Genomic DNA, 22,573 nt, shown 5'->3' on the forward strand with positions numbered 1-22,573 from the left:
CACCGACGACTGGAAAGAACGTTACAAGATCCGCGCCGGTGTCGAGGGGACCATCTCCCAAGCCGTCCGAAGTGGCATGCGCCGGACCCGCTACCTCGGTTTGAACAAGACCCACCTCGCCAACGCGCTGTCCGCAGCCGCGATCAACCTCATCCGCATGGATGCCTGGCTCACGCAAACACCCCTCGGAGCGACCCGGGCATCGCATTTCACCCAACTCGACCTGGGCCTAACCACATGATCCAGGTAATTGGGCAACAGAGTCCTGAAGGACGGGGCATCCACGCTGTAGGTGCTTGGTGACTCGTGGTCCAGTCCGTGGACTCCTCGGGCGCCTTCCGCCTGAGCTCGGCGAGGTCCAGGGGCCCGAGCCCCCGGCCCGGTGGACCGGGGGTGTGAAGCGGCTACCTGGCCGGCCAGTACTCGTCGCGCAGCAGCCGCTTGTAGAGCTTGCCCGTCGGGTGGCGTGGCAGCTCGTCGCGGAAGTCGACCGACTTGGGGCACTTGAAGTGGGCCAGGCGCTCGCGGCAGTAGGCGATCAGCTCGGCCTCCAGCTCCGGCCCGGCCTCGGCGCCGGGCATCGGCTCCACCACGGCCTTGACCTGCTCGCCCATCTCCTCGTCCGGCACGCCGATGACCGCCACGTCGGCGACCTTCGGGTGTACGGACAGGAGGTTCTCGGCCTCCTGGGGATAGATGTTCACGCCAGCGGAGATGATCATGTACGAGCGGCGGTCGGTCAGGTAGAGCAGGCCGTCGTCGTCCAGGTAGCCGATGTCGCCGAGCGTGGTCCAGCCCCGGCCCTTCGGGTCCTGGACCGAGCGGGTCTTGTCGGGGTCGCCGTGATACTCGAAGACGATGCCGCTCTCGAAGTAGATCGTGCCGTGCTCGCCGGAGGGCAGGTCGTTGCCCTCCTCGTCGCAGATGTGCACGGTGCCGAACAGCGACCGGCCGACGGTGCCGGGGTGCGCGAGCCAGTCCTGCGGGCTGGCGTAGAGGAACCCGTTGCCCTCGGTGCCCGCGTAGTACTCGTGGACGATCGGGCCCCACCACTCCATCATCTGCTGCTTGACCGGGACCGGGCAGGGAGCGGCCGCGTGGATGGCGCACTGCAGCGACGAGAGGTCGTACTTTTTCCGGGTTTCTTCGGGCAGCTTGAGCATCCTGATGAACATGGTCGGCACCAGCTGCGAGTGCGTGACCCCGTGCTTCTGGACCAGCTCCAGATACTGCTCGGGATCGAAACGTTCCATTACCACGATCGTCGAGCCGAGCCGCTGGAACGCCATGCTGTAGCGCAGCGGCGCGGCGTGGTAGAGCGGCGCGGGCGACAGGTAGACGCTGTCGGCCGTCGGCCTGAACAGACCCGTGATGAGCTGGAGCAGCATGTTCGGCTCGGACATCGGGGTCTGCGGCAGGGGCGGTTTGACACCCTTGGGCTGCCCGGTGGTGCCCGAGGAGTAGAGCATGTCGGCGCCCTGGCACTCGTCGGCGATCGGCGTCACGGGCCGGTCGGCCACCGCGTCCTCGTACGACTCGAAGCCCTCGGCGGTGCCGTCGAGCATCAGGCGCAGCTCGACGCCCGGCGTGGAGGCGGTGATGGACACGGCCACGTCCGCCAGGCTCGCGCTGGAGATGAACACCCGGGCGCCGCAGTTGTTCACGATGTAGGCGAGTTCGTCGGTCTGCAGCCGTGAGCTGATCGCCGTGTAGTAGAGCCCCGCGCGGTGCGCCGCCCAGGCGATGGCCAGGAACAGCGGGTGGTTGGGCAACATGAAGGCGATGTGGTCGCCCGGCCGCAGGCCCGAGGCGCGGAACAGGTGGGCCAGCCGGTTCGATCCCTCGTCGAGCTGGCGATAGGTGACGACCCGGCCGGAGCCCGCCATGATCACAGCGGGCTTGTCTGGGGTTACTGCTGCGATGGCTCCCGGATGCATGAACCGAACACTATTCGGTTGCCTCGCCGGGCGCCAGGGTTCGCGGGCACGACGAAATCGCGACCCCGCCGTCGAGATCGCGATTCCGTCAGACCCGGTCAGGGAGCGGCGTGGTAAACGTCCTTCCAGCCGGAGTGGTAACCGGTCGGACCACCGAAGTGGCCCCTGCTCACCTTCACGTAGATGTGGGCGGCGTCCTTACCGGAGAACGAGTAGTGGGCCGGGAACTTCTCGCAGTTGCGGAAGCTCTTGAAGTAGGTGTGACCGTCGTGGCCGACCACCTTGAAGGTCTCCCATGCGCACTTCTTGCCACCCCACCACTTGTGGTTGCGCAGGGTGCTGTCGACGGTGAAGACGTAGCGGTGCTTCCAGACCCACGCGTGCTTCTTGTGCTTCTTGTAGACGACCTTGCACACCTTCTTGTGGCCGGACTTGCCGTCCTTGCACACCTTGTGCTTGACGACATGGGTCTTCCAGTACCAGTGCTTGTAGGGCTGCTTGTCCACGCTGACGTGGCCCCGGGCCCTGGCCTCGTGGTCGCTGGAGAAATAGGGTCCCCAGTCGTCCTCGTAGTAGGACGACGAGGTCGCCGTCGTGGCGGACGTCGCGGACGTGGTCGCCGCGTTCGCGGCGACGGGCGCGCCCAGAGCCACCATTGAGGCAGCGGCGGCGACGCCGATCAGGATGCGCGAAACGAGTCGCACTTGGGTCCTCCTCGGGAGAGGTATTGCTGTCCCCCTATTGGTATGCCGAGGAGATTGCCACTCACTTACATTTCGCTTTAAGTGCACTATCGGGCCCAAAATGCCGATATTTCTGATCTTGTCCGCGTTTTCAATATCACTCCGCCGGGATTACTGCTCCCTCGTACTTCTGCTGGATGAATTCCTTGACCTTCGGGTCCTGGAGCAGCTTTCCGAGGGTCACGATGTTCGCGTCCTTCTCGTGCCCGGCCGGCACGACCAGCCCGTTGACGTACGGGTTCGCCTCGGTCTTCTCCAGCGCCAGGGCCTGCGACGCCGGCTTGAGACCGGCCTCGATGGCGTAGTTGCCGTTGATCACCGCGGCGTCGACGTCGTCCAGCGAACGCGGCAGCTGGGCGGCCTCCAGCGGCTTGAAGACGAGCTTCTTCGGGTTGCCGGCCACGTCGCGCTCGGTCGCCGAGGTGCCGGCCCCCTCCTTCAGGGTGACCACGCCGTTGTCGGCGAGCAGCTTGAGCGAACGGCCCAGGTTGGTGGCGTCGCTGGGCACGGCGACCGTGGCGCCCTCGGGCAGCGCGGCCAGGTCGGCGGCCTTCCTGGAGTAGAGGCCGAGCGGCTCCAGGTGGACCGGGGTGACGAAGCTCAGCTCGGTGCCCTTGGAGGCGTTGAAGTCGTCCAGGTAGGGCTTGTGCTGGAAGAAGTTGGCGGTCAGCCCGCCCTCGGCGAGCTGCACGTTCGGCTGCACGTAGTCGGTGAACTCGACGATCTCCAGCTTCAGCCCGGCGGCCGGGGCGAGGTCGTTCTTGACGAAGTCGAGGATCTCGGCGTGCGGGACCGGGCTGGCGCCCACCTTGAGCACGGTGTCGGCGGACTCCGGCGCCGGCGCGTCAGTGGCGGTCTGCGACGCTCCGCACGCGGTGAGCGACAGAGAAAGAGCGACAACTCCCGCGATGGCACGCAGTTTCATGATTTTTCCTTACTTACTGTGCGATAGACGCCGGGCGACCGCGTCGCCCAGGCTCTGGATCAGTTGCACGATCACGACCAGCACCACCACGGTCACGATCATGAGCAGGGTCTCGAACCGCTGGTAGCCGTACCTGACGGCCAGGTCCCCCAGCCCTCCCCCGCCGATGGTCCCGGCCATCGCCGAGTAGCCGATGAGCGCGACGACCGTGACGGTCAGCCCGGCCACCAGCCCGGGCATCGCCTCGGGCAGCAGCACCTTCCGGACGATCGCCGTACGGCTCGCGCCCATGGCCTGGGCGGCCTGCACCACGTCCACGCCCACCTCACGCAGAGCGGTCTCGACCAGCCGGGCGAAGAACGGCACCGCGCCGACGGTGAGCGGCACGACCACGGCGGCGGTCCCGATGGTGGTGCCGACGACCAGCCGGGTGAACGGGATGATCGCGATCATCAGCACGATGAACGGCAGTGACCGGCCCACGTTCACGACGACGCCCAGCACGGACTTCAGCACCGGGAGGGGGCGCAGCCCGCCCCGGTCGAACACCACCAGCGCCACCCCGATCGGCAGCCCGAACAGCACGGTGAACACGGTGGACCAGCCGACCATGAGGGCCGTCTGCCAGGTCGACTCCCACAGCAGGGGCGCCATCTCGTCCCAGGTCATCGGGCCACCTCCACCAGCAGGCCGCGCTCGCGCAGGTAGGCCAGGGCGGGGGCGGCCTCCCCGGTGAGCGCCACGCGGAGGCGGCCGACGGCCCCTCCCGCGAGGTCCTCGATCGAGCCGCCGAGGATGCTGACCTCGACGTCGAACTTGCGCACCACCTCCGACACCACCGGGCGCTGCGGGTCGCCGGTGAAGGTGAGGGTCACCGAGCCCGCCGGAGCCGGCTCGGGCAGCGGGAAGATCTCCCTGGTCAGCCGCGAGCCGGGCGTCCTGATCAGGCCGGCGATGGAGCCCGACTCCTCGATCCGGCCGCCGGACATGATGGCGACCGAGTCGCAGACGCTCTTGATGACGTTCATCTCGTGGGTGATCAGCAGGATGGTCAGGCCCAGCTCGGCGTTGAGCCGCTTGAGCAGGTCGAGGATCGACCGGGTGGTGGCAGGGTCGAGCGCCGAGGTGGCCTCGTCCGACAGCAGCACCGCGGGGTCGCCCGCGAGCGCGCGGGCGATGCCGACACGCTGCTTCTGACCGCCGGACAACTGGTGCGGCCGGTCACCGCCCCGGCCGCCGAGACCCACGAGGTCGAGCAGCTCGGCGACCCTGCGCTCGCGCTCGGCCCGGGCGACGCCCATGACCTCCAGGGGAAAGGCCACGTTCGCCGCGACGGTGCGCGAGGAGAGCAGCGCGAAGTGCTGGTGGATCATCCCGATGCGCCGGCGGGCCTGGTTCAGCTCGCCGCTGCGCAGCGCGGTCAGCTCCTGCCCGGCCACGGTGACCGTGCCCCGGTCGGGCCGTTCGAGCAGGTTGACGCAGCGCAGCAGGGTGCTCTTGCCGGCGCCGCTCCGGCCGAGCACGCCGTAGATCTCACCTTCGCGTACGTGCAGGTCGACGCCGTCGAGGGCGGCGGTTTCGCCGTACGACTTGTACAGGCCGGATGCCTGGATCACGAAAAATCCCCACTCATGACAGCGGACCCGCCGCTGGAACCGACAACGCCGTCGTCGAAAGCCGGACGAGGTCAGCGCGTGCCGGGATGGAAGGGGAGATGGCTCAGCCTGCGCAGCACGAAAACGGGGGCGATCATGGGGGACCTATCGGAGGAGGAACGGGTTGGCGGTCGCTCAGCGGGCCTGACAGCCCATGGCGCACATTCGCCCCATACGCATACGACAACACATGACGCCGCGGGCGCCCAGGTCGTTCGCGTATGCCTCGTTCACGCCCCTACTAACGATCCCCGCACATCCCCCTATTCCAGACAGTGAGCGTGATCTGGCTCACCGGACGTGGCGCTCACCTGGCCTGGACGTAGGGATCGCGCAAGGGGGTCGCCTTCCCGGCGAACTCCGCCTTGATCTCGACCATGCGCGGGCCGGGGGCGTAGAAACGGCCCTTGGTCTCTCCGTAGGGCGACAGCCACCCCTTGGCGGCCAGATCGCGCAGGTCCCGGGCCGCCTGGCCCTGGCTCAGGGACTCGTCGGCCTGGTAACGGCTCCGGCGCAGCCTCCGGGTGACGAAGACCTCGTACAGCGCCGACACCGTCCTGGTGTTGAGCCCGTCGGCGTCGACCTGCTTCTCCAGGAGCATCCAGATCTCGCCCGCCTCGGCGAGCCGCTGGCGTACGCGCTGGGCCTGCATGTGATGGGCGCGCAGACAGAACCGCACCCAGGCGAGCGTGTCGCCGTGCGGGCTCCACTGTCGGCGGCCGACCTCTCCCAGGACGTCGTAGTAAGCGATGGTGGTGCGTTGCTGACCGAGCCATTCCTCGATCGAGCAGAACTCGGGCGTTGTGATCTGGTCCCGGCCCAGGACGAGCGTCTGCAGCGCCCTGGACATCCGGCCGTTGCCGTCTCGCCAGGGGTGGACCTTGACCAGGTTGAGGTGCGCCATGGCGGCTCTCACATAGCTCGGAACGCCCAGGTCGCCGTCGTTGAGCCACTCGATCAGCTCATCCAGCAGCTTTGGCACCAGATCGGCGTCGGGCCCCTCGTAGACCACCGCGCCGGATACGGAGTCGCGAATGTAGATCCCGCCCGGCCGCACCACCCCCGGAGTGGTGTTGCGGTGGTGGCCGATCATCATGAAGTTCAGCGCGTTGAGCAGCCCCGTGTCGTAGCGGAACGCCGGAGCCCGTGAGAGCAGCTGGATGTAGGTCAGGGCCTGCTGGTAGCCGGCGATCTCGCGTGCCACGGACCCGGAGGTCTCCAGCGGCTCCTCCCCCGACATGATCGACTCGATGTCCTCGACGCTGGCCCGGTAGCCCTCGATGGAGTTGGACCCCTGGATCGCCCGCGCCTGCAGCTGCCTGCGGAGCTGGCCGTCCCAGCGGTGGGACTCGGCGAGCCGGTACTTCAGGTCGCGCCGCATGTCCTCGATCTCGGCGAGAACTGCCTGGTCGGCGGGGTCGAGCGAAGGCGTGGCGTAGAGCATGCCCTCAGGGAAGCATGAACGAATCATCCAGTCAAAGCGATGAATGATTTGTCCATTTATGCGGCTGCCCCGCCGTACCCCTGGAAGGGATACGGCGGGGCAGGACGGAGATCAGGCCGCGGCCGTGGCGGCGACCTGCGCCGGGCTGAGGGCGATGTCGAGGACCTCGCGCACGTCGCTGACCGTGTGGATGGTCAGCTCGCCGCGCACCTCCTCGGGCACGTCGTCCAGGTCCGGCTCGTTGCGGGCCGGGATGAGCACCGTGGTGATGCCCGCCCGGTGCGCCGCCAGCAGTTTCTGCTTGACGCCGCCGATCGGCAGGACCCGCCCGGTGAGGGAGATCTCGCCGGTCATGGCCACGTCGCCGCGGACCTGGCGGCCCGACAGGAGCGAGGCCAGCGCGGTCGTCAGCGTCACACCGGCCGAGGGGCCGTCCTTGGGCACGGCGCCCGCCGGGAAGTGGACGTGGATCGAGCGGTCCTTGAGCGCCGTGACGGGCAACTCCAGCTCCGCTCCGTGGGAGCGCAGGTAGGACAGCGCGATCCGGGCCGACTCCTTCATGACGTCGCCCAGCTGACCGGTCAGCGTGAGCCCGGTGTCGCCGGTCTCGGGGTCGGCCAGCGACGCCTCCACGTAGAGCACGTCGCCGCCGGCGCCGGTGACCGCGAGGCCCGTGGCCACGCCCGGCACCGAGGTGCGCTGCTTCGCCTCGGGCAGCGACGACTCCGGCATGAACCGGGGCCGGCCGAGGTAGCCGGTCAGGTCGTCCTCGCCGACCGTGACGGGCGGCTCGCCGCCCGCCGCGATCTTGCGCAGCACCCGGGCGACCGAACGCTCCAGCGACCGGACCCCGGCCTCGCGGGTGTATTCGGCGGCCAGCCTGCGCAGAGCAGCGTCCTCTACGGTGACCTCCTCGGCCGTGAAGCCCGCCTGCTCCAGCTGCCTGGGCAGCAGGTGGTCGCGGGCGATCGCGACCTTCTCGTCCTCGGTGTAGCCGTCGAGGGTGACGACCTCCATCCGGTCGAGCAGCGGCCCGGGGATGGCCTCCAGGACGTTGGCCGTGGCCAGGAAGAGCACGTCGGACAGGTCCAGCTCGACCTCGAGGTAGTGGTCGCGGAACGTGTGGTTCTGCGCCGGGTCGAGCACTTCGAGCAGCGCAGCGGTGGGGTCGCCGCGGTAGTCGGCGCCGACCTTGTCCACCTCGTCGAGCAGCACGACCGGGTTCATCGAGCCGGCCTCGCGGATCGCGCGGACGACGCGGCCGGGCAGCGCGCCGACGTAGGTGCGCCGGTGGCCGCGGATCTCGGCCTCGTCGCGGATGCCGCCCAGCGCGACCCGGACGAACTTCCGGCCCATCGCGCGGGCCACGGACTCGCCCAGCGACGTCTTGCCCACTCCGGGAGGCCCGGCGAGGGCCAGGACGGCGCCGCTGCGGCGGCCGCCCACCACGCCGAGGCCCTGGTCCTGGCGGCGCTTGCGCACGGCCAGGTGCTCGATGATGCGGTCCTTCACGTCGGCGAGGCCGGTGTGGTCGGCGTCGAGCACGGCCCGTGCGCCCGTGATGTCGTAGGTGTCCTCGGTCCGCTCGTTCCAGGGGATGTCGAGGACCGTGTCGAGCCAGGTGCGGATCCAGCCGGTCTCGGGAGACTGGTCGGACGTCCGCTCCAGCTTGTCGACCTCCTTGAGCGCGGCCTCGCGGACCTTCTCCGGCAGGTCGGCGGCCTCGACGCGGGCCCGGTAGTCCTCCTCCTCGGTCTCGGTGGAGTCACCGTTGAGCTCCTTGAGCTCCTTGCGGACCGCGGCGAGCTGCTGGCGCAGCAGGAACTCCCGCTGCTGCTTCTCCATGCCCTCCTGGACGTCCTTGCGGATCGTCTCGGCCACGTCGAGCTCGGCGAGGTGGTCGCGCGACCAGTCGATCAGCCTGGCCAGCCGGTCGACCGGGTCGGCGGCCTCCAGCAGCTCGACCTTCTGGGCGGTGGTCAGCCAGGGGGTGTAACCGGAGCTGTCGGCGAGCAGGGAGGGGTCGTCGATCTGGTTGACCTGATCGACCACCTGCCAGGCGCCACGCTTCTGCAGGATCGTGGTGGCCAGGGCCTTGTACTCCTTGGCCAGCTCCTGGGCGCGCTCGCCCACGGCGACGGGCTCGATCGTGCTGGCCTCCACCCAGAGCGCGGCGCCGGGACCGGTCGTCCCGCTGCCCACGCGCACCCGGCTGACGCCGCGCACCACCGCGGCGGGCTCGCCGCCGGGCAACCTGCCGACCTGCTCCACGACGGCCTGCACGCCGATCGCGCCGTAACGTCCGTCGATGCGGGGAACGAGGAGCACCCGCGGTTTGTTGAGCCCGGATGCCTGGGCGGCGTCGATCGCCGCGCGCACCTCGGAGTCGGACAGATCCAGCGGAACCACCATGCCGGGCAGGACGACCTCGTCGTCCAGCGGCAGCACCGGAAGGATCAAGCTTTCACTCATGCGAACTCCTCAAGGTTGAGTTATACAGACTCAATTCATTGGAGCCCATCGATGTTCCCTTCCTTGTCGATGTTCGCTCACAGCGATCGTAATTTTGTAAGCTCATACCTGTGATGGTCAGACCCGAGGGGGACGCCCGGCGAACCCCGCCCCCGTAGGCTGGCCGGGTGATCTCGGCCGTGGTGAGCCCCTTCGCGCTCGCGCTGTTACGAGGTGAGGCCGACCCGCCGTCGCCTCGTTCATGGCGGCTCGACCTGCCCGTTCCGCGCCGGTTCCGCGTGATCGTGCCGTTCCAGAGGCTCGACCTCGTGGTGATGGCCGACCTGCTGCTGGCCTGGGTCCTGTTCGGCGTCGTGACCGGCGACGTCATCAGGTGGAACGCGAGCGTCGGCGAGCCGTTGTGGGCGGGGCTGACCTACGTGGCCGCCGGCGCCGTGGTCGCGCCGGTCGTCCTGCGTGACCGCTGGCCGCTCGCGGCCTGGCGGACGGCCGTCGTGCTGATGCCGTTCTGGATCCACGTGGGGTTCACGATCACCCCGGCGGGCGACATGCCCTACCCGGCCTGGGCGGCGATCACGTATCTCCTGGTGGTCTACTCCGTGTCCGTCCGCTGTGACCGGCACATCACCTTCGCGGCCTGGATCCTCACGGTCCTCGCTCTGTGGATCATCCAGCCCAACAGCATGGTCGTCGGCACGGTGATGGTGACGGTGGCCGTCCTGTTCGGCTACAACGTGCGCGTACGCCGCACCGCCACGGCCAAGCTGGTCGAGGAGGAGCGCCGCACCCAGGTGGCCGAAAGCGCCCAGGCCGTGCTCGCCGAACGCGCCCGCATCGCGCGCGAGTTGCACGACATCGTCGCCCACCACATGTCGGTGATCGCCATCCAGGCCGAGGCGGTGCCGCTGGAGGCGGCGGGCGATCCCGCGCGGCTGGAGGCGGGCCTGGCCGAGATCCGCGCGCTGTCGCTGGAGGCCATCGCCGAGCTACGCCAGGTGCTCGGCGTGCTGCGCGACCAGGACGGGCGCATCGACACCGCGCCGCTGCCCGGCCTCGACCGGATCGACGACCTGGTCGCCCACGCCCGCTCCGCCGGGCTAGCCGTGCTGATCAAGCGGCCCGGCTCGCTCGACGGGCTGCCGCCCGCCGTGGGCCTGTCAGCCTACCGGATCCTGCAGGAGTCGCTCAGCAACGCGATGCGCCACGCGCCCGGCGCGACAGTCGCGGTCGACCTCGCCCGCGACGACCACGACCTGCGACTACGGGTCGCCAACGGGCCCGGCGAGACGCCCGGCGGCGCCCCGGGGGCCGGTCAGGGGCTGGCGGGCATGCGGGAGCGAGCGACGCTGCTCGGCGGCGTGCTGGAGGCGGGGCCGACCAAGGACGGCGGATTCCAGGTGGCGGCTAGGTTGCCGATCGCGGGAGCGGAGGAGATGACGTGATCCGGGTGCTGATCGCCGACGACCAGGGGATGGTGCGGACCGGGTTCGGGGTGTTCCTGAGCGCGCAGCCCGACATCGAGGTCGTGGGAGAGGCGGCCGACGGCGCGCAGGCGATCGAGCGGGCGGCCGCCCTCGCCCCTGACGTGGTGCTGATGGATGTGCGGATGCCGGTCATGGACGGGCTGGAGGCGACCAGGCGGCTGCTGTCCGGCAGTGGCGGCCCGAAGGTGCTCATCCTCACCACGTTCGACCTCGACGACTACGTCTACGAGGCGCTGCGGGCGGGCGCCAGCGGATTCCTGCTCAAGGACGCCTCGGCCGCGCAACTGGCCGAGGCGGTGCGGGTCGTCGCGGCCGGCGACGCGCTGATCGCGCCGGCGGTCACCAGGCGGCTGATCCGCGAGTTCGCCCGGCTGGGCGGGCCTCGCGCTCCGGAGGTACGGCGGCTGGGCGGCCTGACGGAGCGCGAGACCGAGGTGCTCACCCTGGTCGCCCAGGCGATGTCCAACCAGGAGATCGCCGGCAAGCTGGTGGTGGCCGAGCAGACGGTCAAGTCACACGTGGGGCGCGTGCTGATGAAGCTCGGCCTGCGCGACCGGGCCCAGGCGATCGTCTACGCCTATGAGACGGGCTTGGTCCGGCCGGGCGAGTGACGCTTGTCGCCGGGCCGCCCCTGGGCGATCAGCACGATGTCGGTGCTGTCGATCGCCCCGTTCTCGATGGCGTGGCAGCCGAGTCTGGCCTGCAGCAGCCTCTCGTACGCCTCGACGGCCGCCGGGTGCAGGACCAGCCCCCGGGGTGAGCGCCTGACCCGCGTCCCTCGCGACGAGGCCGTGCCGGCCGCCTATGCGGAGGAGTCGTCACCGTCGGCGGCCTCGTCCGTGTCGGGCTCGGGAGTTCGCGACACGTTGGAGTGACCGAGCAGATACGCTGAGTATCCGACAACGATTGGGGTGACACCTGCCTCATTCGGGGTGACGAACATGGGGAATTGGTGTTGAGTCATGTCGAGTCGCCTTTGTTGTGCTTGACGGGGCGTCAACGGGACGAGGGGGACGACTCCTGCTGCAACAGGATGACATCGCCCCCCTCGTCCCACACGCGCATGAGTTTGCCGTAATACGCATAACGGGCCTCCCGCTTTCCCGTTAAGGAACCCGAGAGACCCACGAGAAATGGATCTTAGATCCGCTTCTCCTACAGGTCGGGTGTTTCCCGAATAAAGCCGAACATGAAAGAGAATCTTGTTCACGTTCAGCTCAGAGGGCATGTTGGGCCCGCCTGACGGAAGAGTACATAACATCAAGTCCGCCTCGCTCGCGTACTCGTGAATCAAGCTCAGATCAATTCCGTCGCACATACCTCATTGATCACACTCCATTCCGCATCCCGCCATGTCCCCTCGACGCCATTCCGGTCTGAGGCCATATTTCCGGCGCGACTCGGGACACCGTCCGGGAAGTGCGTGATCGACGGGTAGGCCGTACGGTCGGGGAATGGATCCGGTCGCACTCTTCCACCAGGTGGCCACGACGGTGCCCGCCTACAGCGCCTTCCTGGCCGAGCGGGGCGTCGACCCCGCACGGGTCTCCACGCTCGACGACTTCCGGCGGCTGCCGCTGACCACCAAGGACGACTACACCCGCCGCTACCCGCTCCCCCAGCTGTGCCGCGGCGGCGTGATCGGCGACCTGATCGCGGTGTCGTCCGGGTCGACCGGCGAGCCGTCGTTCTGGCCGCGTACGGTGGCCGACGAGCAGGTGGTCGCCGACCGGTTCGAGGAGGTCTTCAGAGACTGGTTCGACGCCGGCTCACGCCGGACGCTGGCCGTGGTGTGCTTCGCGCTCGGCACCTGGGTGGGCGGCCTGTTCACCGTCGCCTGCTGCCGCCACCTGGCCGGACGCGGCTACCCCGTCACCGTGGTCGCCCCTGGCTCCGACAAGGGCGAGATCCTGCGCGTCGTCCCGGAGCTGGCGCCCCACTTCGACCAGGTGGTGCTGCTCGGGTACCCGCCGTTCCTGAAGAACGTCGTCGACTCCGGCCTGCCGTGGTCGCGCTGGAACGTCAGGCTCGTCACGGCCGGCGAGGTCTTCAGCGAGGAGTGGCGCACGCTCGTGGCCGCCCGGGCCGGCATCGACGATCCGGTGCGCGGCATCGCCTCCCTGTACGGCACGGCCGACGCGGGCGTGCTGGGCAACGAGACTCCCCTGTCGGTCGAGATCCGCCGCTTCCTGGCCGGCCGCCCGGACACCGCCCGCGAGCTGTTCGGCGAGTCGCGGCTGCCGACCCTCGTGCAGTACGACCCGCGGGCGCGCTTCTTCGAGGAGCACGAGGGCACGCTGGTGTTCTCCGGCGACAACGGCATCCCCCTGGTGCGCTACCACATCGGCGACGAGGGCGGCCTGGTGCCGTACGAGCGGATGCTGGAGTTCGTCCGGCTACACGGCTTCGACCCTGTCCACCAGGGGCCCGCTCGTCCCTTCGCGTACGTCTTCGGCCGCGGCCACTTCACGGTGTCCTACTACGGGGCCAACGTCTACCCCGAGAACATCGCCGTCGGGCTGGAGCAGCCCTCGGTGAGCTCGCTGGTCACCGGCAAGTTCGTGATGGAGGTCGTGGAGGACGCCCATCGCGACCGGCAGCTCACCGTGACGGTGGAGCTCGCGCCCGGCGAGAAGCCCGCCGAGGAGACGGTCCAGCAGGTCGGCGAGTCGCTCCTGGCTCAGTTGCTGCGGCTGAACAGCGAGTTCGCCCACTACGTGCCGGGGCCGCGGCGGATGCCGTTCGTCCGGCTGCGGGAGGCGGGCGACCCGGAGTACTTCCCGCCGGGCGCCAAACACCGCTACACCCGCTGACCTCGGCCCCCGAGCGTGACCGGCGGCGGCGATCCGGCACGCACCGGGCCGGGTGCGGTTGGAGAGCACGACTCGGCCCTGGCGACCCGAACCGCTGCTGGAGAGACCCGCAGCAGAGGTGACTTCCGCCTCACGAAGCAACCTGGACAGCGAGTATGCATGGAAGAGGTATGCGATTCGCGATTGAACGAGCGGTGCAGCAATCAGCGCCGCCGCCACACGAGGGGCCGCCTGCCGAGGCCACGGGCGAAGACGTCGTGGCCGAACTGTTCCTGACTCAGCGGCTGAGCCTGGTCCGGTTGGCGTTCCTGCTGGTGGGCGATCAGGAAACAGCCGAGGACGTCGTCCAGGACGCCTTCGCAGCGCTCCATCGCCGTTGGAGCCGGTTGACCGACCATGATCGGGTACTGCCCTACCTGCGGGCGAGTGTGGTGAACGGATGCCGCATGGTTCACCGGCGGCGGTCCATCATGAGAAGGATCACCGGCGACCGGCAGACGCCGTTCTGGTCGGCGGAGGCGGCCGCGCTGCTCGGAGAGACGCGCCGTGAGGTGTTCAAGGCAGTGCGCGCCTTACCCCGCCGCCAGCGAGAGGCCGTGGTGTTGCGTTACTACCTCGACCTGTCCGAGGCGGAAATCGCCGAAACCATGGGAATCAGCCGGGGAACAGTGAAGTCGACCGTCTTCCGAGCCCTGAAGGCACTCACCGTCAAACTGGAGGGAAACCGATGAGGCCATCGCTCGAAGACCAGCTCCGTGATGCCTTCACCGCCGCCGCCGAGCAGGTCGGCCCGGAGACCTTGCGCCCTGCCGAAGAGGCGGTGCGAGCGAAACCCGGCTTCCTCACGCGCCGGTTCGCCCTGGCGGTTCCGCTGGCGGCCGCCCTTGTCGTCGTCGTCATTGGCACGGTCACCGCCATGGTGATCGGGGCGACGACTCCGGCCGGGCCCGCGGCGTACTCCCTCACCGGCCCGCCTTTCCTGCTGGTCGCCGACGGCGACGGCGTGACGGTCCGCGAGGCCCGCACGGGGAAGGTCGCGAGCCGGGTCGGGCTGCCCCCGGTCCCTGAGGGGAGCTTCCGGGAGCCCGGTGGATATCTGCTCGCGGGCGCCGGCGACGGTGAGACGTTCTACATCGCCCAGAGCGTGACGTCCCGTGGGACACAGGTGAGCAGCACGAGGTTCTACCGGGCGCGGGTCGACGAACGAGGGAGACCGGCCGAGTTGGTTCGCGACGTGATCCCCCAGGTGATCGGTACGACGGCGAGCTCCCTCTCCGTGACCGGTGACGGAACTCGGCTGGCGTACAGCCTCGACGGCAAGGTGTGCGGTCAAGGGACAACAGTGCGCTTCTGCCCCGGAGCCCAGCTCACGGTCGTCGATCTGCCCACGGGCACGACACGAACCTGGACGACTAATGCCGCTGCACAGATCGAGAGCCTCTCATGGGCAGCCGATCGGCGGCTGCTCGGCCTGGTGGTCAGATCCGAGGCTCGGGTCCTGGACACGACCGCCCCCGGCGCCACGCTCGCGATCAGTCGCGTCGTGGCCCCGGGAGAGGAGGCCACCACCTCGGCGATCAGCCCGGACGGACGCAGCATGTTGATCGGCCACACCCAGCTGTCCGACGGCCGGCAACCCCATCGCTACATCATCGACGAGTACTCCGTCACAGACGGACGCAAGATCCGCACCTTGTTGAGCAGGGGCAGCGACGGCGACGTCATGGCCCGGTGGGACCTGATCCGCTACGACGGCACCGGGCGCCATCTGCTGGTGGCGGGGAACTTCGATCCGCTGAGCAGGCTCGACGACGGACGGGTCACCTCCTTGATCCACCACGGATCTCCTGATCCGAAGCTCTTGGGGTCCCCGCCAGAGATCCGGGCGGCCTGGTAACCAGCCCCTGGACGGGCTGAGGCGCCGCATGGACCCTGGCCGGGACTCCTGGCCTTATGTCCGCGTGTGCCGTGCTTCGGCTTGGGCCAAGAGGCGGCGGCTGGTCACATGGGCGAGCGGCCACCCCGCGTCACCCTCCGGTACTACGGCGAGGTTCAACCCCTGCGGTGATGTGGGTGAACGGCTGCTCTTCGTAGTTTCGAGCACATGTTTCGACACGTCGTGGCAGCGGGTCTGGTGGTGTTCGGCACGGTCCTGGCGCTGCCCGGACAGCAGAGCGGGCGTCTGGTGAGGGTCTACGGAGATCTGGCCACGGCCGAGCGGGTGGCGATCATCGTGCCCGGCGCCGACACCACGGTGGAGACGTTCGAGGAGGGCGTCAAGCGGCCGGGCGGCGCGGCGCGGGCGGTGCTGGCGGAAGCCGCCCGGGTGGCCCCCGGCGACCGGCTGGCCGTGGTCGCGTGGCTGGGCTACGACGCGCCGCCGACGTGGAGCCTGGGCGCGGTCACCGACACGGCGGCCGTCCACGGGGCCAAGGCACTCCGGCACACCGTCCACGACCTGCGCGCGCGGACAGCCGCGCCGATCGCGTTACTGTGCCACAGCTATGGGTCAGTGGTCTGCGCCAAGGCCGTCCCCGGGCTGCCGGTCGCCGATCTGGCTGTGTTCGGCAGCCCGGGCCTCGGGCCTGCGCCGGCGACCGTACTGGTGACGACCACGCCCGAGCCTGCGCCGAGCGCGAGGGTGCAGGCCGACGGCACGGAGACGGAGCGGGACAGGCCGAGGACGGCGCCGGTCGAGGCGACGGAGGCCGAGCGGTCTCCCGTCAGGTTGTGGGCGGGGCTGGGGGCGAACGACTGGATCAGATGGGTGGCCGGGTTGAAGGCCGGGCCGCTCGGCTTCGGCGGCGATCCCCTGAGCCAGAACACGAGGATCTTCGAGACCGGGGCCATCGGGCACAGCGACTACTTCGCCGCCGGCACACCCTCGTTACGCAACCTCACCCTGATCGCCCTCGGCCGCTCCAGCCAGGTGACCCCCGCTTGACCTGGCTCGCCGGTCCTGGCGCCTCGCGGGCCGGCGCGCGCCCGGCCCCCACATCCGCTCATGCCACCCGGGTTGTCGGTCGTCGTGTGACCGCCGTGATGCTGGGGAAGAGTTTAATGACGTAGTGTCGTCATCGGCTTGACGTCGCCAGCGCGGCTTTGTGACACTGTGTCATAAAACTACCGACCGCCCTGGGGTGAAGTGTGACGCCGTTCTCTGAAGCCTTGAAGCACGCCACCTGGAGCGACCACGAGTCGGCCGAGGGCGAGAGCTACCTGACGGAGTTGATGGGCGGCCGGTTGAGCGCGCCCGAGTACGGCGAGCTGGTCGCTCAGCACTACTTCGCGTACGTGGCGCTCGACGGGGTCTCCCGGACGCTGGCCGATCATCCGGTGGCCGGATCTTTCGTCTTCCCCGCGCTCTACCGTGAGCCCGCCCTGGAGCGTGATCTGGTCACGATCTACGGCGAGGGCTGGCGTGACCGGATCGCGCCGTCCAAGGCCACCCAGACCCTGGTCGCGAGGATTCACCAGGTGGCCGACTGGCCGGGCGGCTACATCGCCCACCACTACACCCGCTACATGGGCGACCTGTCGGGCGGCCAGTTCATCCGGATGGAGCTGCAGAAGATCTACGGCTACCAGAAGGGCGACGGCGGCGTCGACTTCTACGTGTTCGACGAGATCGGCAGCCTGCCCCGGTTCAAGAACGAGTACCGTGCCCGGCTCGACGCGCTGGAGCTCGGCGAGCAGGAGCGGCAGCGGATCATCCGCGAGGTCAAGCTCGCCTACCAGCTCAACACCGAAGTGCTGACCGAGCTCCGGCACGTCCTCAACGCCGCCGCCTGAAACCGGTCGGTGGCGGATTGACGGCCGCGTTCCGGTCCCCCGGCCTACCATGGGCCTATGCCCCGCATCTCGGCCGCCACGATCGGCGAGCATCGTGCCCAGACGCGCGACCGCATCCTGCTGGCGGTCTCGCGCCTGTCGAGGGTGCAGGGGATCGACGCCATCTCGATGACCGACGTGGCCAACGAGGCCGGCATCACCCGGACCGTCCTCTACAACTACTATCCGGACAAGGCGGCCCTGCTGCTCGCCTTCACCGAGCGGGTCACCCACTACTTCATCGAGAGCTACGAGCGGGAGCTGCCCGCCGGCGCCTCCCCCGCCGACCGGCTGCGCGCGTTCGTGCGGTTGCAGCTCGCGGGGCTGGTGGCCCATCCGCATCCGGGGGCGGCCGACCTGAGCGCGGCCCTCGGCCCCGACGCCTACCAGCGGCTGGCCGAGCATGTCGCGCCCATGCACCGCATCCTGGTGGAGATCCTGGAGGGCGGCGTGGCATCGGGAGACTTCCAGGTCTCCGAGGTCACGGCCACGGCTCGCATGATCTTCGCGGTGATCGGCGCCGAGCGACTGCCCCTGATCAACGGCACGGTCTCCGTCGAGACGGCCGACGAGCTGGTGTCGGGCTTCGTCCTCAGGGCCCTCGGCAACGCCTCCTGAGCGTGGCGGCCGGGCGCGGGCGGGTCCGTTCCTGTCGTAGGGCGGTGACAGGATGGGGCCCATGCGCAACGGGCAGGTCGAGCTCAAGTCGGCACGGGGGCGGTGGATCCTGGCCGCCACTGTGCTCGGTTCCGGCATGGCCATGCTCGACAGCACGGTGGTCAACGTCGCTCTGCCGTTCCTGGGCGAGGAGCTCGGCGGCGGCATGGCCGGGCTGCAGTGGACGATCAACTCCTACACGCTGACGCTCGCCGGGCTGATCCTGCTGGGCGGCTCGCTCGGCGACCGCTATGGCAGACGCAAGGTGTTCGTCATCGGCACGGTCTGGTTCGCGCTGGCCTCCGCGCTATGCGCGCTGTCGCCGAACATCGAGTTCCTCATCGTCGCCCGCGCGTTGCAGGGGATCGGCGGGGCGCTGCTGACTCCGGGCTCGCTGGCGATCATCCAGGCGTCGTTCGTCCGGGGTGACCGGCCGCGGGCGGTCGGCGCCTGGTCCGGTCTGGGCGGGGTGGCCAGCGCCGTCGGCCCGCTGCTCGGCGGCTGGCTGGTGCAGACGGCGGGCTGGCGCTGGGCGTTCCTGATCAACCTGCCGTTCGCGTTGCTCGTGGTGCTGGTCACGGTGCGGCACGTGCCGGAGAGCCGCGACGAGCAGGCCGCCGGCCGTTTCGACGTGCTCGGGTCGGCGCTGGCCGCGCTGGCGCTGGCGGGGATCACGTACGGGCTGATCGAGGGGGGCGCGCCGGTGCCACTGGTCGCCGGCGTGCTCCTGGGGGCGGCGTTCGTGGTGGTCGAGAGACGGCGGTCGCCCGACGCGCTGGTGCCCGTCGGGATCTTCCGCGACCGGGTCTTCACGGCCGTGAACATCGTCACGCTGATCATGTACGCCGCGATGGGCGTGGTGTTCTTCCTGCTGGTGGTGCAGTTGCAGGTGGTGTCGGGGTTCTCGCCGGTCGCGGCGGGGGCGGCGCTGCTGCCGGCGACCGTGCTGATGCTGCTGCTGTCGCCGCGGGCCGGGGAGGTGGCCAAGCGGCACGGGCCGCGCTGGCCGATGACGGCCGGCATCCTGATGGCGGGGCTCGGCTTCCTGTGGATGAGCACGATCGGCGCCGGCGCGTCCTACCTGTTCCTGGTCATGCCGGCGGTGGCCGTGTTCGGCCTCGGGGTGTCGGCCGCGGTGGCGCCGCTGACCGCGACCGTGCTGGCCAGCGCCGACGAGCGCTACGCGGGCACGGCCAGCGGCGTCAACAACGCGGTGGCGCGCACCGGCAGCCTGCTCGCGGTGGCCGCCGTGCCGCCGCTGGTCGGGCTGGTGGGTGACGCGTTCAGGCAGCCGCAGGTGTTCGACGCGGGCTTCAGGGCCGCGATGCTGATCAGCGCGGCCCTCATGCTCGTCTCGGCGGCGATCACGTTCTTCACCATCCGGACCAACGTCCTCGCCCCGCAGGACCTGCCTGACCGGCCGCGCGTCGCCGACACGTAGCGGTCAGGTCGCGTGGCGAACAGGTCACGCGTGGCCGTCTGGTCGCGGACGCGTCGTGGTCAAAAGGTGAACGCCTGGCTGCGGACGCTGTTGTCGAAGTTGGACAGCAGCAGCTCGGGCTCGCCGACCGACCGGATGCCGGGCAGCCGGGTGAGCAGCTCGCGGAACATCGTGCGCATCTCCTGCCTGGCCAGGTTGGCGCCGAGACAGAAGTGGGGGCCGGGGCCGCCGAAGCCGACGTGAGGCTTGGTCTCGCGGGTGATGTCGAAAGTGTCGGCGTCGGGGAAGACGGTCTCGTCGCGGTTGGCCGAACCGTAGAAGAGGACCACCTTGTCGCCCTTCTTCAGCTCCAGGCCGCGCAGGGAGTGGTCCTGTGTCACCGTGCGGCGAAACTGCATGATGGGCGAGACGTAGCGGACCATCTCCTCGATGGTGTTGTTGATGTGCGCGTCGAAGTCGCTCGTCAGCAGCTCGCGCTGCGCGGGGTTGTCGGTGAGCAGCTTGATGCCGTGGGCCATCGTGTTGCGCGCGGTCTCGTTGCCCGCCACCAGCAGCAGCGCGAAGAACGAGCCGAGCTCCTTGTCGGTGAGCTTCTCGCCGTCGGGGTTGGCGGTGACCAGGAGCGAGATCAGGTCGCCCTTGGGGTCGGTGACGCGTTCGTGGCCGAGCTTGATGACCATGCGCTGGAGGGCGAGCAGGGCCAGCATGTTCTGGCCGGCCATCTGGACGCTGCGGGCGAGGCTCGGCCGCACGCCGGTGTAGGCGGTGGAGATGTCGACGTGCTGGTGGACCTTGGCCCGCAGGTCGTCGGGGATGTTGAGCATGTCGCAGATGACGTGGATCGGCAGCCTGGCCGCGACCTGGTCCACGAAGTCGCGCGGCCCGTCGTTCACGACGTCGCCGACGATCTGGGCGCACGCGGTCTCGATGTCGCTCTGCAGACCGGCCAGCATGCGGGGGCTGAAGGAACGGGTGACGATGCGGCGCAGCCTGGCGTGGCGCGGGTCGTCCATGTTGACCATCGACTCGCCGAACACCTGCTTGATCCAGCCCGGCGGCTCGGGATTGGTGACGGCCGGCTCGCTGGAGAACACCTTGGCGTTGCGGCTGGCCTCGACCACGTCGGCATGGCGTACCAGGGCGTAGAAGCCCTTGCCCGAGCGCAGGAGCGGCACCTTCTTCTCCGGGAAGAACACCGGATGTTCCAGCTGCCTGAGCCGGGCGAACGCCTCGTTTCGCTCTTTAAGTGGTTTGCGCCAGAAATCCAGATCAGCGAGGTCGATGTCCACCCGGCTATCCTGGCACGTTCCCGTGGAGTTCAGTCCGGGTTCGAACGGAGCTGAGCGCTCACACCACGTACGGCCGGAACATCCGGACCTACGAGACGGGGTCGGCGGCGGGGAGGGTGACCCGGAAGGCGGCGCCTTGACCCGGTTCGGCCGAGGCGGTGATGCCGCCGCCGTGCGCCTCGACCAGCTTGACCACGATCGACAGCCCCAGCCCGGACCCGCCGGTGCTACGCGCGGTGCCCGGCACGGGCCTACCGGGGTGGTGAGGCAGTGCCCGGCACGGACTATCGGGACGGCGAGGCAGTGCCCGCGCACGGGGCCTGCCCCCCCGTGCGCGGGCGGTGCTCGCACGGGACGCTCAGACCGCCAGCGCCTCGCGCAGAGCCGCCGCTGAGGTGTAGTGGACGCCGGTCATGCCCGCCAGCCGGGCGCCCTCGACGTTCTCGGGGCGGTCATCGATGAACACGACGTCGGCGGGATCGGTGTCGAGCTCGCGGGCCACCTCGTCGAAGATCTCCCGGTCCGGTTTCACCAGGCCCATCCGGCCGCTGTAGAAGCGCCGCTCGATGGCGGCGATCCACGGCAGCTCGTCCAGGCCGTCGGCGAGACAGACGGGCGCGTTGGACAACAGCGCCACGTCACCTCCCTCGGCCAGCAGCTCGCCGAGCAGGGCGACGCTGTCCTCGTCGGGGTAGGCCCAGCTGGCCACGTCCATCGCGACCAGGCGGGCCAGCTCGCCGTGGGAGACGGGCCTGCCGAGCACCGCCGACCAGTAGCCGGCGGGTGTCAGCGAGCCGCGGTCGAACTCCAGCCGGTGCTCCCAGTAGCCATGACTGAACGCCGCGGGGTCGACGTCGACGGCCCGGGCCATCGCCTCGGCGTCACGGTCGGACTGGGGCAGGGAAAGGACGCTGCCGTAGTCGAAGATGAACCATGTCATGCCAGGTAGGGTCGCAGATGCGGCGGGATCGCGGGGCAGGCCAGATACTTCTCCACGGTGTGGAAGTCGATCCAGTCCAGATTGACCAGCTCGGTGAGGTCGACGCCGGTGAAGCTGTCGCACAGATCGGGAGGGATGGCCGCGATGTCGTCCTTGTCGGCGATGTTCACCCAGCGCCTGACCCCGGCGGGGCGTCCGCCACGGCCGTTGATCGGGGCGGGCAGCAGCCGTTCGAAGACCACGTTGCGCATGCCCAGCGGGCTGCCGAGGGTGAGCAGCAGGTCGATCCGCAGGTCGGGATTGGCCCAGAGCGCCTCGTAGGTCACGACGCTGCCGAGGGAATGGGCGATCACCACTTTAGGCTGATTTTTCCGGATGACCGCCGCGACGGTTTGGCGTGATCTCTCGCGCTTCATCGGGTCGGTGAGATACGCCGCCACCTCCGGCGCGAACAGCGTGGCGAACGCCGCCGACCGGCTGTCGAGCCTGGTCAGCAGCCATCCCGTGAACGTCTTGAGCGCCCCGGTGACGTGCTCGCCCACCCCGAGTTGCCTGGCCCATTCGACGAGGACCTTGTGGGCCGGGGCCTCCATGGCGGCGAGCGCCCGCGGACCCTCGGCCGGCTCGCGGTCGTGCAGGTGGTGGGCGAAGTAGGCGACCTCACTGATGCGAGGGCGGGGCTCTCCCCCGAGCGCCACCCCCAGATAGCGGTCCCACTTGAGGCGCATGGCCTCCGCCGCCCCGGTCACCGAACCACCGGCGTCGAGGTAGTACTTGTACTTGCCGATCCCGTGCACGCCGACGATGCCCGCCACAGCGCCTCCCCACTCACCCCGGATTGTCCAGGCGATATTGGCATACGCCGCCCGCGTCCGGCCGTCAACCATTCGAGCTACCTTTAGTCTTGCCTAAAGGTTTAGGCAAGACTAAAGTAGAGGCATC

The 22,573-nt window shown here is 69.3% G+C and carries 22 protein-coding genes; 11 read left to right on the plus strand and 11 right to left on the minus strand.

Translation table 11 applies throughout. The features are described from left to right. Window positions 1-241 (plus strand): transposase (locus AB0I38_RS28690; RefSeq protein ID WP_358482007.1); only part of this gene is annotated, 241 nt, incomplete at its 5' end. Between the two features lie 163 nt (window positions 242-404). Here the strand turns inward: AB0I38_RS28690 and AB0I38_RS28695 are convergent. The 7 genes from AB0I38_RS28695 to lon form a co-directional block, all read right to left on the minus strand. Beyond that, entirely contained in the window at window positions 405-1,937 is a 1,533-nt protein-coding gene (locus tag AB0I38_RS28695; RefSeq protein WP_358482019.1) for an AMP-binding protein, read from the minus strand. Between the two features lie 98 nt (window positions 1,938-2,035). Beyond that, a complete protein-coding gene (locus AB0I38_RS28700; protein WP_358482028.1) occupies window positions 2,036-2,641 on the minus strand; it encodes a hypothetical protein in 606 nt (201 codons plus the stop codon). A 136-nt stretch (window positions 2,642-2,777) separates the two neighbouring features. Further along, complete coding sequence (locus AB0I38_RS28705) at window positions 2,778-3,605, minus strand: MetQ/NlpA family ABC transporter substrate-binding protein (protein ID WP_358482037.1); 828 nt, start codon at window positions 3,603-3,605, stop codon at window positions 2,778-2,780. Window positions 3,606-3,614: 9 nt separating this feature from the next. Then, window positions 3,615-4,274, minus strand: a complete 660-nt coding sequence (locus AB0I38_RS28710; protein WP_358482054.1) for a methionine ABC transporter permease — start codon at window positions 4,272-4,274, stop codon at window positions 3,615-3,617. Beyond that, window positions 4,271-5,221 (minus strand): methionine ABC transporter ATP-binding protein, encoded by a 951-nt coding sequence (locus tag AB0I38_RS28715; RefSeq protein ID WP_358482084.1) that lies wholly within the window; start codon window positions 5,219-5,221, stop codon window positions 4,271-4,273. The genes AB0I38_RS28710 and AB0I38_RS28715 overlap by 4 nt, the downstream gene beginning before the upstream one ends. Before the next feature lie 346 nt (window positions 5,222-5,567). Further along, window positions 5,568-6,704 (minus strand): Fic family protein, encoded by a 1,137-nt coding sequence (locus tag AB0I38_RS28720; RefSeq protein WP_358482107.1) that lies wholly within the window; start codon window positions 6,702-6,704, stop codon window positions 5,568-5,570. A gap of 111 nt (window positions 6,705-6,815) precedes the next feature. After that, complete coding sequence (gene lon, locus AB0I38_RS28725; protein WP_358482122.1) at window positions 6,816-9,176, minus strand: endopeptidase La; 2,361 nt, start codon at window positions 9,174-9,176, stop codon at window positions 6,816-6,818. 167 nt (window positions 9,177-9,343) lie between these two features. Between lon and AB0I38_RS28730 the strand changes: the two genes are divergently transcribed. The 10 genes from AB0I38_RS28730 (at window position 9,344) to AB0I38_RS28775 (ending at window position 19,402) form a co-directional block, all read left to right on the plus strand. Continuing rightward, window positions 9,344-10,618 (plus strand): sensor histidine kinase, encoded by a 1,275-nt coding sequence (locus AB0I38_RS28730; protein ID WP_358482138.1) that lies wholly within the window; start codon window positions 9,344-9,346, stop codon window positions 10,616-10,618. After that, window positions 10,615-11,271: a response regulator transcription factor gene (locus AB0I38_RS28735; RefSeq protein ID WP_358482154.1), complete on the plus strand. Its 657-nt coding sequence runs from the start codon at window positions 10,615-10,617 to the stop codon at window positions 11,269-11,271. The genes AB0I38_RS28730 and AB0I38_RS28735 overlap by 4 nt, the downstream gene beginning before the upstream one ends. 3 nt (window positions 11,272-11,274) lie before the next feature. Further along, window positions 11,275-11,535, plus strand: coding sequence for a hypothetical protein (locus tag AB0I38_RS28740; protein WP_358482166.1), 261 nt, complete (start codon window positions 11,275-11,277; stop codon window positions 11,533-11,535). A 579-nt stretch (window positions 11,536-12,114) separates the two neighbouring features. Then, window positions 12,115-13,473 (plus strand): phenylacetate--CoA ligase family protein, encoded by a 1,359-nt coding sequence (locus AB0I38_RS28745; protein ID WP_358482173.1) that lies wholly within the window; start codon window positions 12,115-12,117, stop codon window positions 13,471-13,473. Between the two features lie 170 nt (window positions 13,474-13,643). Beyond that, window positions 13,644-14,204: a SigE family RNA polymerase sigma factor gene (locus tag AB0I38_RS28750; protein WP_358482181.1), complete on the plus strand. Its 561-nt coding sequence runs from the start codon at window positions 13,644-13,646 to the stop codon at window positions 14,202-14,204. Then, a complete protein-coding gene (locus AB0I38_RS28755) occupies window positions 14,201-15,370 on the plus strand; it encodes a hypothetical protein (RefSeq protein WP_358482187.1) in 1,170 nt (389 codons plus the stop codon). Before AB0I38_RS28750 ends, AB0I38_RS28755 begins: the two co-directional genes overlap by 4 nt. A 207-nt stretch (window positions 15,371-15,577) precedes the next feature. After that, on the plus strand, window positions 15,578-16,417 hold the full coding sequence (locus AB0I38_RS28760) for an alpha/beta hydrolase (RefSeq protein WP_358482193.1): 840 nt from the start codon (window positions 15,578-15,580) through the stop codon (window positions 16,415-16,417). 203 nt (window positions 16,418-16,620) lie between these two features. Then, window positions 16,621-17,265 carry a heme oxygenase (biliverdin-producing) gene (locus AB0I38_RS28765; RefSeq protein WP_358482203.1) on the plus strand — a complete coding sequence of 215 codons (645 nt, stop codon included), beginning with the start codon at window positions 16,621-16,623 and terminating at the stop codon, window positions 17,263-17,265. Window positions 17,266-17,322: 57 nt separating this feature from the next. Then, window positions 17,323-17,922: a TetR/AcrR family transcriptional regulator gene (locus AB0I38_RS28770; RefSeq protein WP_358482209.1), complete on the plus strand. Its 600-nt coding sequence runs from the start codon at window positions 17,323-17,325 to the stop codon at window positions 17,920-17,922. 61 nt (window positions 17,923-17,983) lie between these two features. After that, window positions 17,984-19,402: an MFS transporter gene (locus AB0I38_RS28775; RefSeq protein ID WP_358482222.1), complete on the plus strand. Its 1,419-nt coding sequence runs from the start codon at window positions 17,984-17,986 to the stop codon at window positions 19,400-19,402. A 59-nt stretch (window positions 19,403-19,461) separates the two neighbouring features. On the opposite strand, the gene AB0I38_RS28780 is transcribed toward AB0I38_RS28775, so the two are convergent. The 4 genes from AB0I38_RS28780 to AB0I38_RS28795 all read right to left on the minus strand — a co-directional run bounded on the left by AB0I38_RS28780 (window position 19,462) and on the right by AB0I38_RS28795 (window position 22,446). Continuing rightward, entirely contained in the window at window positions 19,462-20,691 is a 1,230-nt protein-coding gene (locus tag AB0I38_RS28780; RefSeq protein WP_358482252.1) for a cytochrome P450, read from the minus strand. A gap of 88 nt (window positions 20,692-20,779) precedes the next feature. Next, window positions 20,780-20,938, minus strand: a complete 159-nt coding sequence (locus tag AB0I38_RS28785; RefSeq protein ID WP_358482277.1) for an ATP-binding protein — start codon at window positions 20,936-20,938, stop codon at window positions 20,780-20,782. 111 nt (window positions 20,939-21,049) lie between these two features. Further along, a complete protein-coding gene (locus AB0I38_RS28790) occupies window positions 21,050-21,631 on the minus strand; it encodes an HAD family hydrolase (RefSeq protein ID WP_358482287.1) in 582 nt (193 codons plus the stop codon). Continuing rightward, window positions 21,628-22,446 carry a hypothetical protein gene (locus tag AB0I38_RS28795; RefSeq protein WP_358482291.1) on the minus strand — a complete coding sequence of 273 codons (819 nt, stop codon included), beginning with the start codon at window positions 22,444-22,446 and terminating at the stop codon, window positions 21,628-21,630. Before AB0I38_RS28795 ends, AB0I38_RS28790 begins: the two co-directional genes overlap by 4 nt. Between the last annotated feature and the right edge of the window lie 127 nt (window positions 22,447-22,573).

Source organism: Nonomuraea cavernae, assembly GCF_040655715.1.
Taxonomy (GTDB): domain Bacteria; phylum Actinomycetota; class Actinomycetes; order Streptosporangiales; family Streptosporangiaceae; genus Nonomuraea; species Nonomuraea cavernae_A.

Coding starts and splice junctions, on each gene's coding strand:
- AB0I38_RS28695 (WP_358482019.1), bottom strand. CDS start 1,937: ATGCATCCGGGAGCCATCGCAGCAGTAACCCCAGACAAGCCCGCTGTG.
- AB0I38_RS28705 (WP_358482037.1), bottom strand. CDS start 3,605: ATGAAACTGCGTGCCATCGCGGGAGTTGTCGCTCTTTCTCTGTCGCTC.
- AB0I38_RS28710 (WP_358482054.1), bottom strand. CDS start 4,274: ATGACCTGGGACGAGATGGCGCCCCTGCTGTGGGAGTCGACCTGGCAG.
- AB0I38_RS28720 (WP_358482107.1), bottom strand. CDS start 6,704: ATGCTCTACGCCACGCCTTCGCTCGACCCCGCCGACCAGGCAGTTCTC.
- lon (WP_358482122.1), bottom strand. CDS start 9,176: ATGAGTGAAAGCTTGATCCTTCCGGTGCTGCCGCTGGACGACGAGGTC.
- AB0I38_RS28745 (WP_358482173.1), top strand. CDS start 12,115: ATGGATCCGGTCGCACTCTTCCACCAGGTGGCCACGACGGTGCCCGCC.
- AB0I38_RS28750 (WP_358482181.1), top strand. CDS start 13,644: ATGCGATTCGCGATTGAACGAGCGGTGCAGCAATCAGCGCCGCCGCCA.
- AB0I38_RS28755 (WP_358482187.1), top strand. CDS start 14,201: ATGAGGCCATCGCTCGAAGACCAGCTCCGTGATGCCTTCACCGCCGCC.
- AB0I38_RS28760 (WP_358482193.1), top strand. CDS start 15,578: ATGTTTCGACACGTCGTGGCAGCGGGTCTGGTGGTGTTCGGCACGGTC.
- AB0I38_RS28770 (WP_358482209.1), top strand. CDS start 17,323: ATGCCCCGCATCTCGGCCGCCACGATCGGCGAGCATCGTGCCCAGACG.
- AB0I38_RS28775 (WP_358482222.1), top strand. CDS start 17,984: ATGCGCAACGGGCAGGTCGAGCTCAAGTCGGCACGGGGGCGGTGGATC.
- AB0I38_RS28790 (WP_358482287.1), bottom strand. CDS start 21,631: ATGACATGGTTCATCTTCGACTACGGCAGCGTCCTTTCCCTGCCCCAG.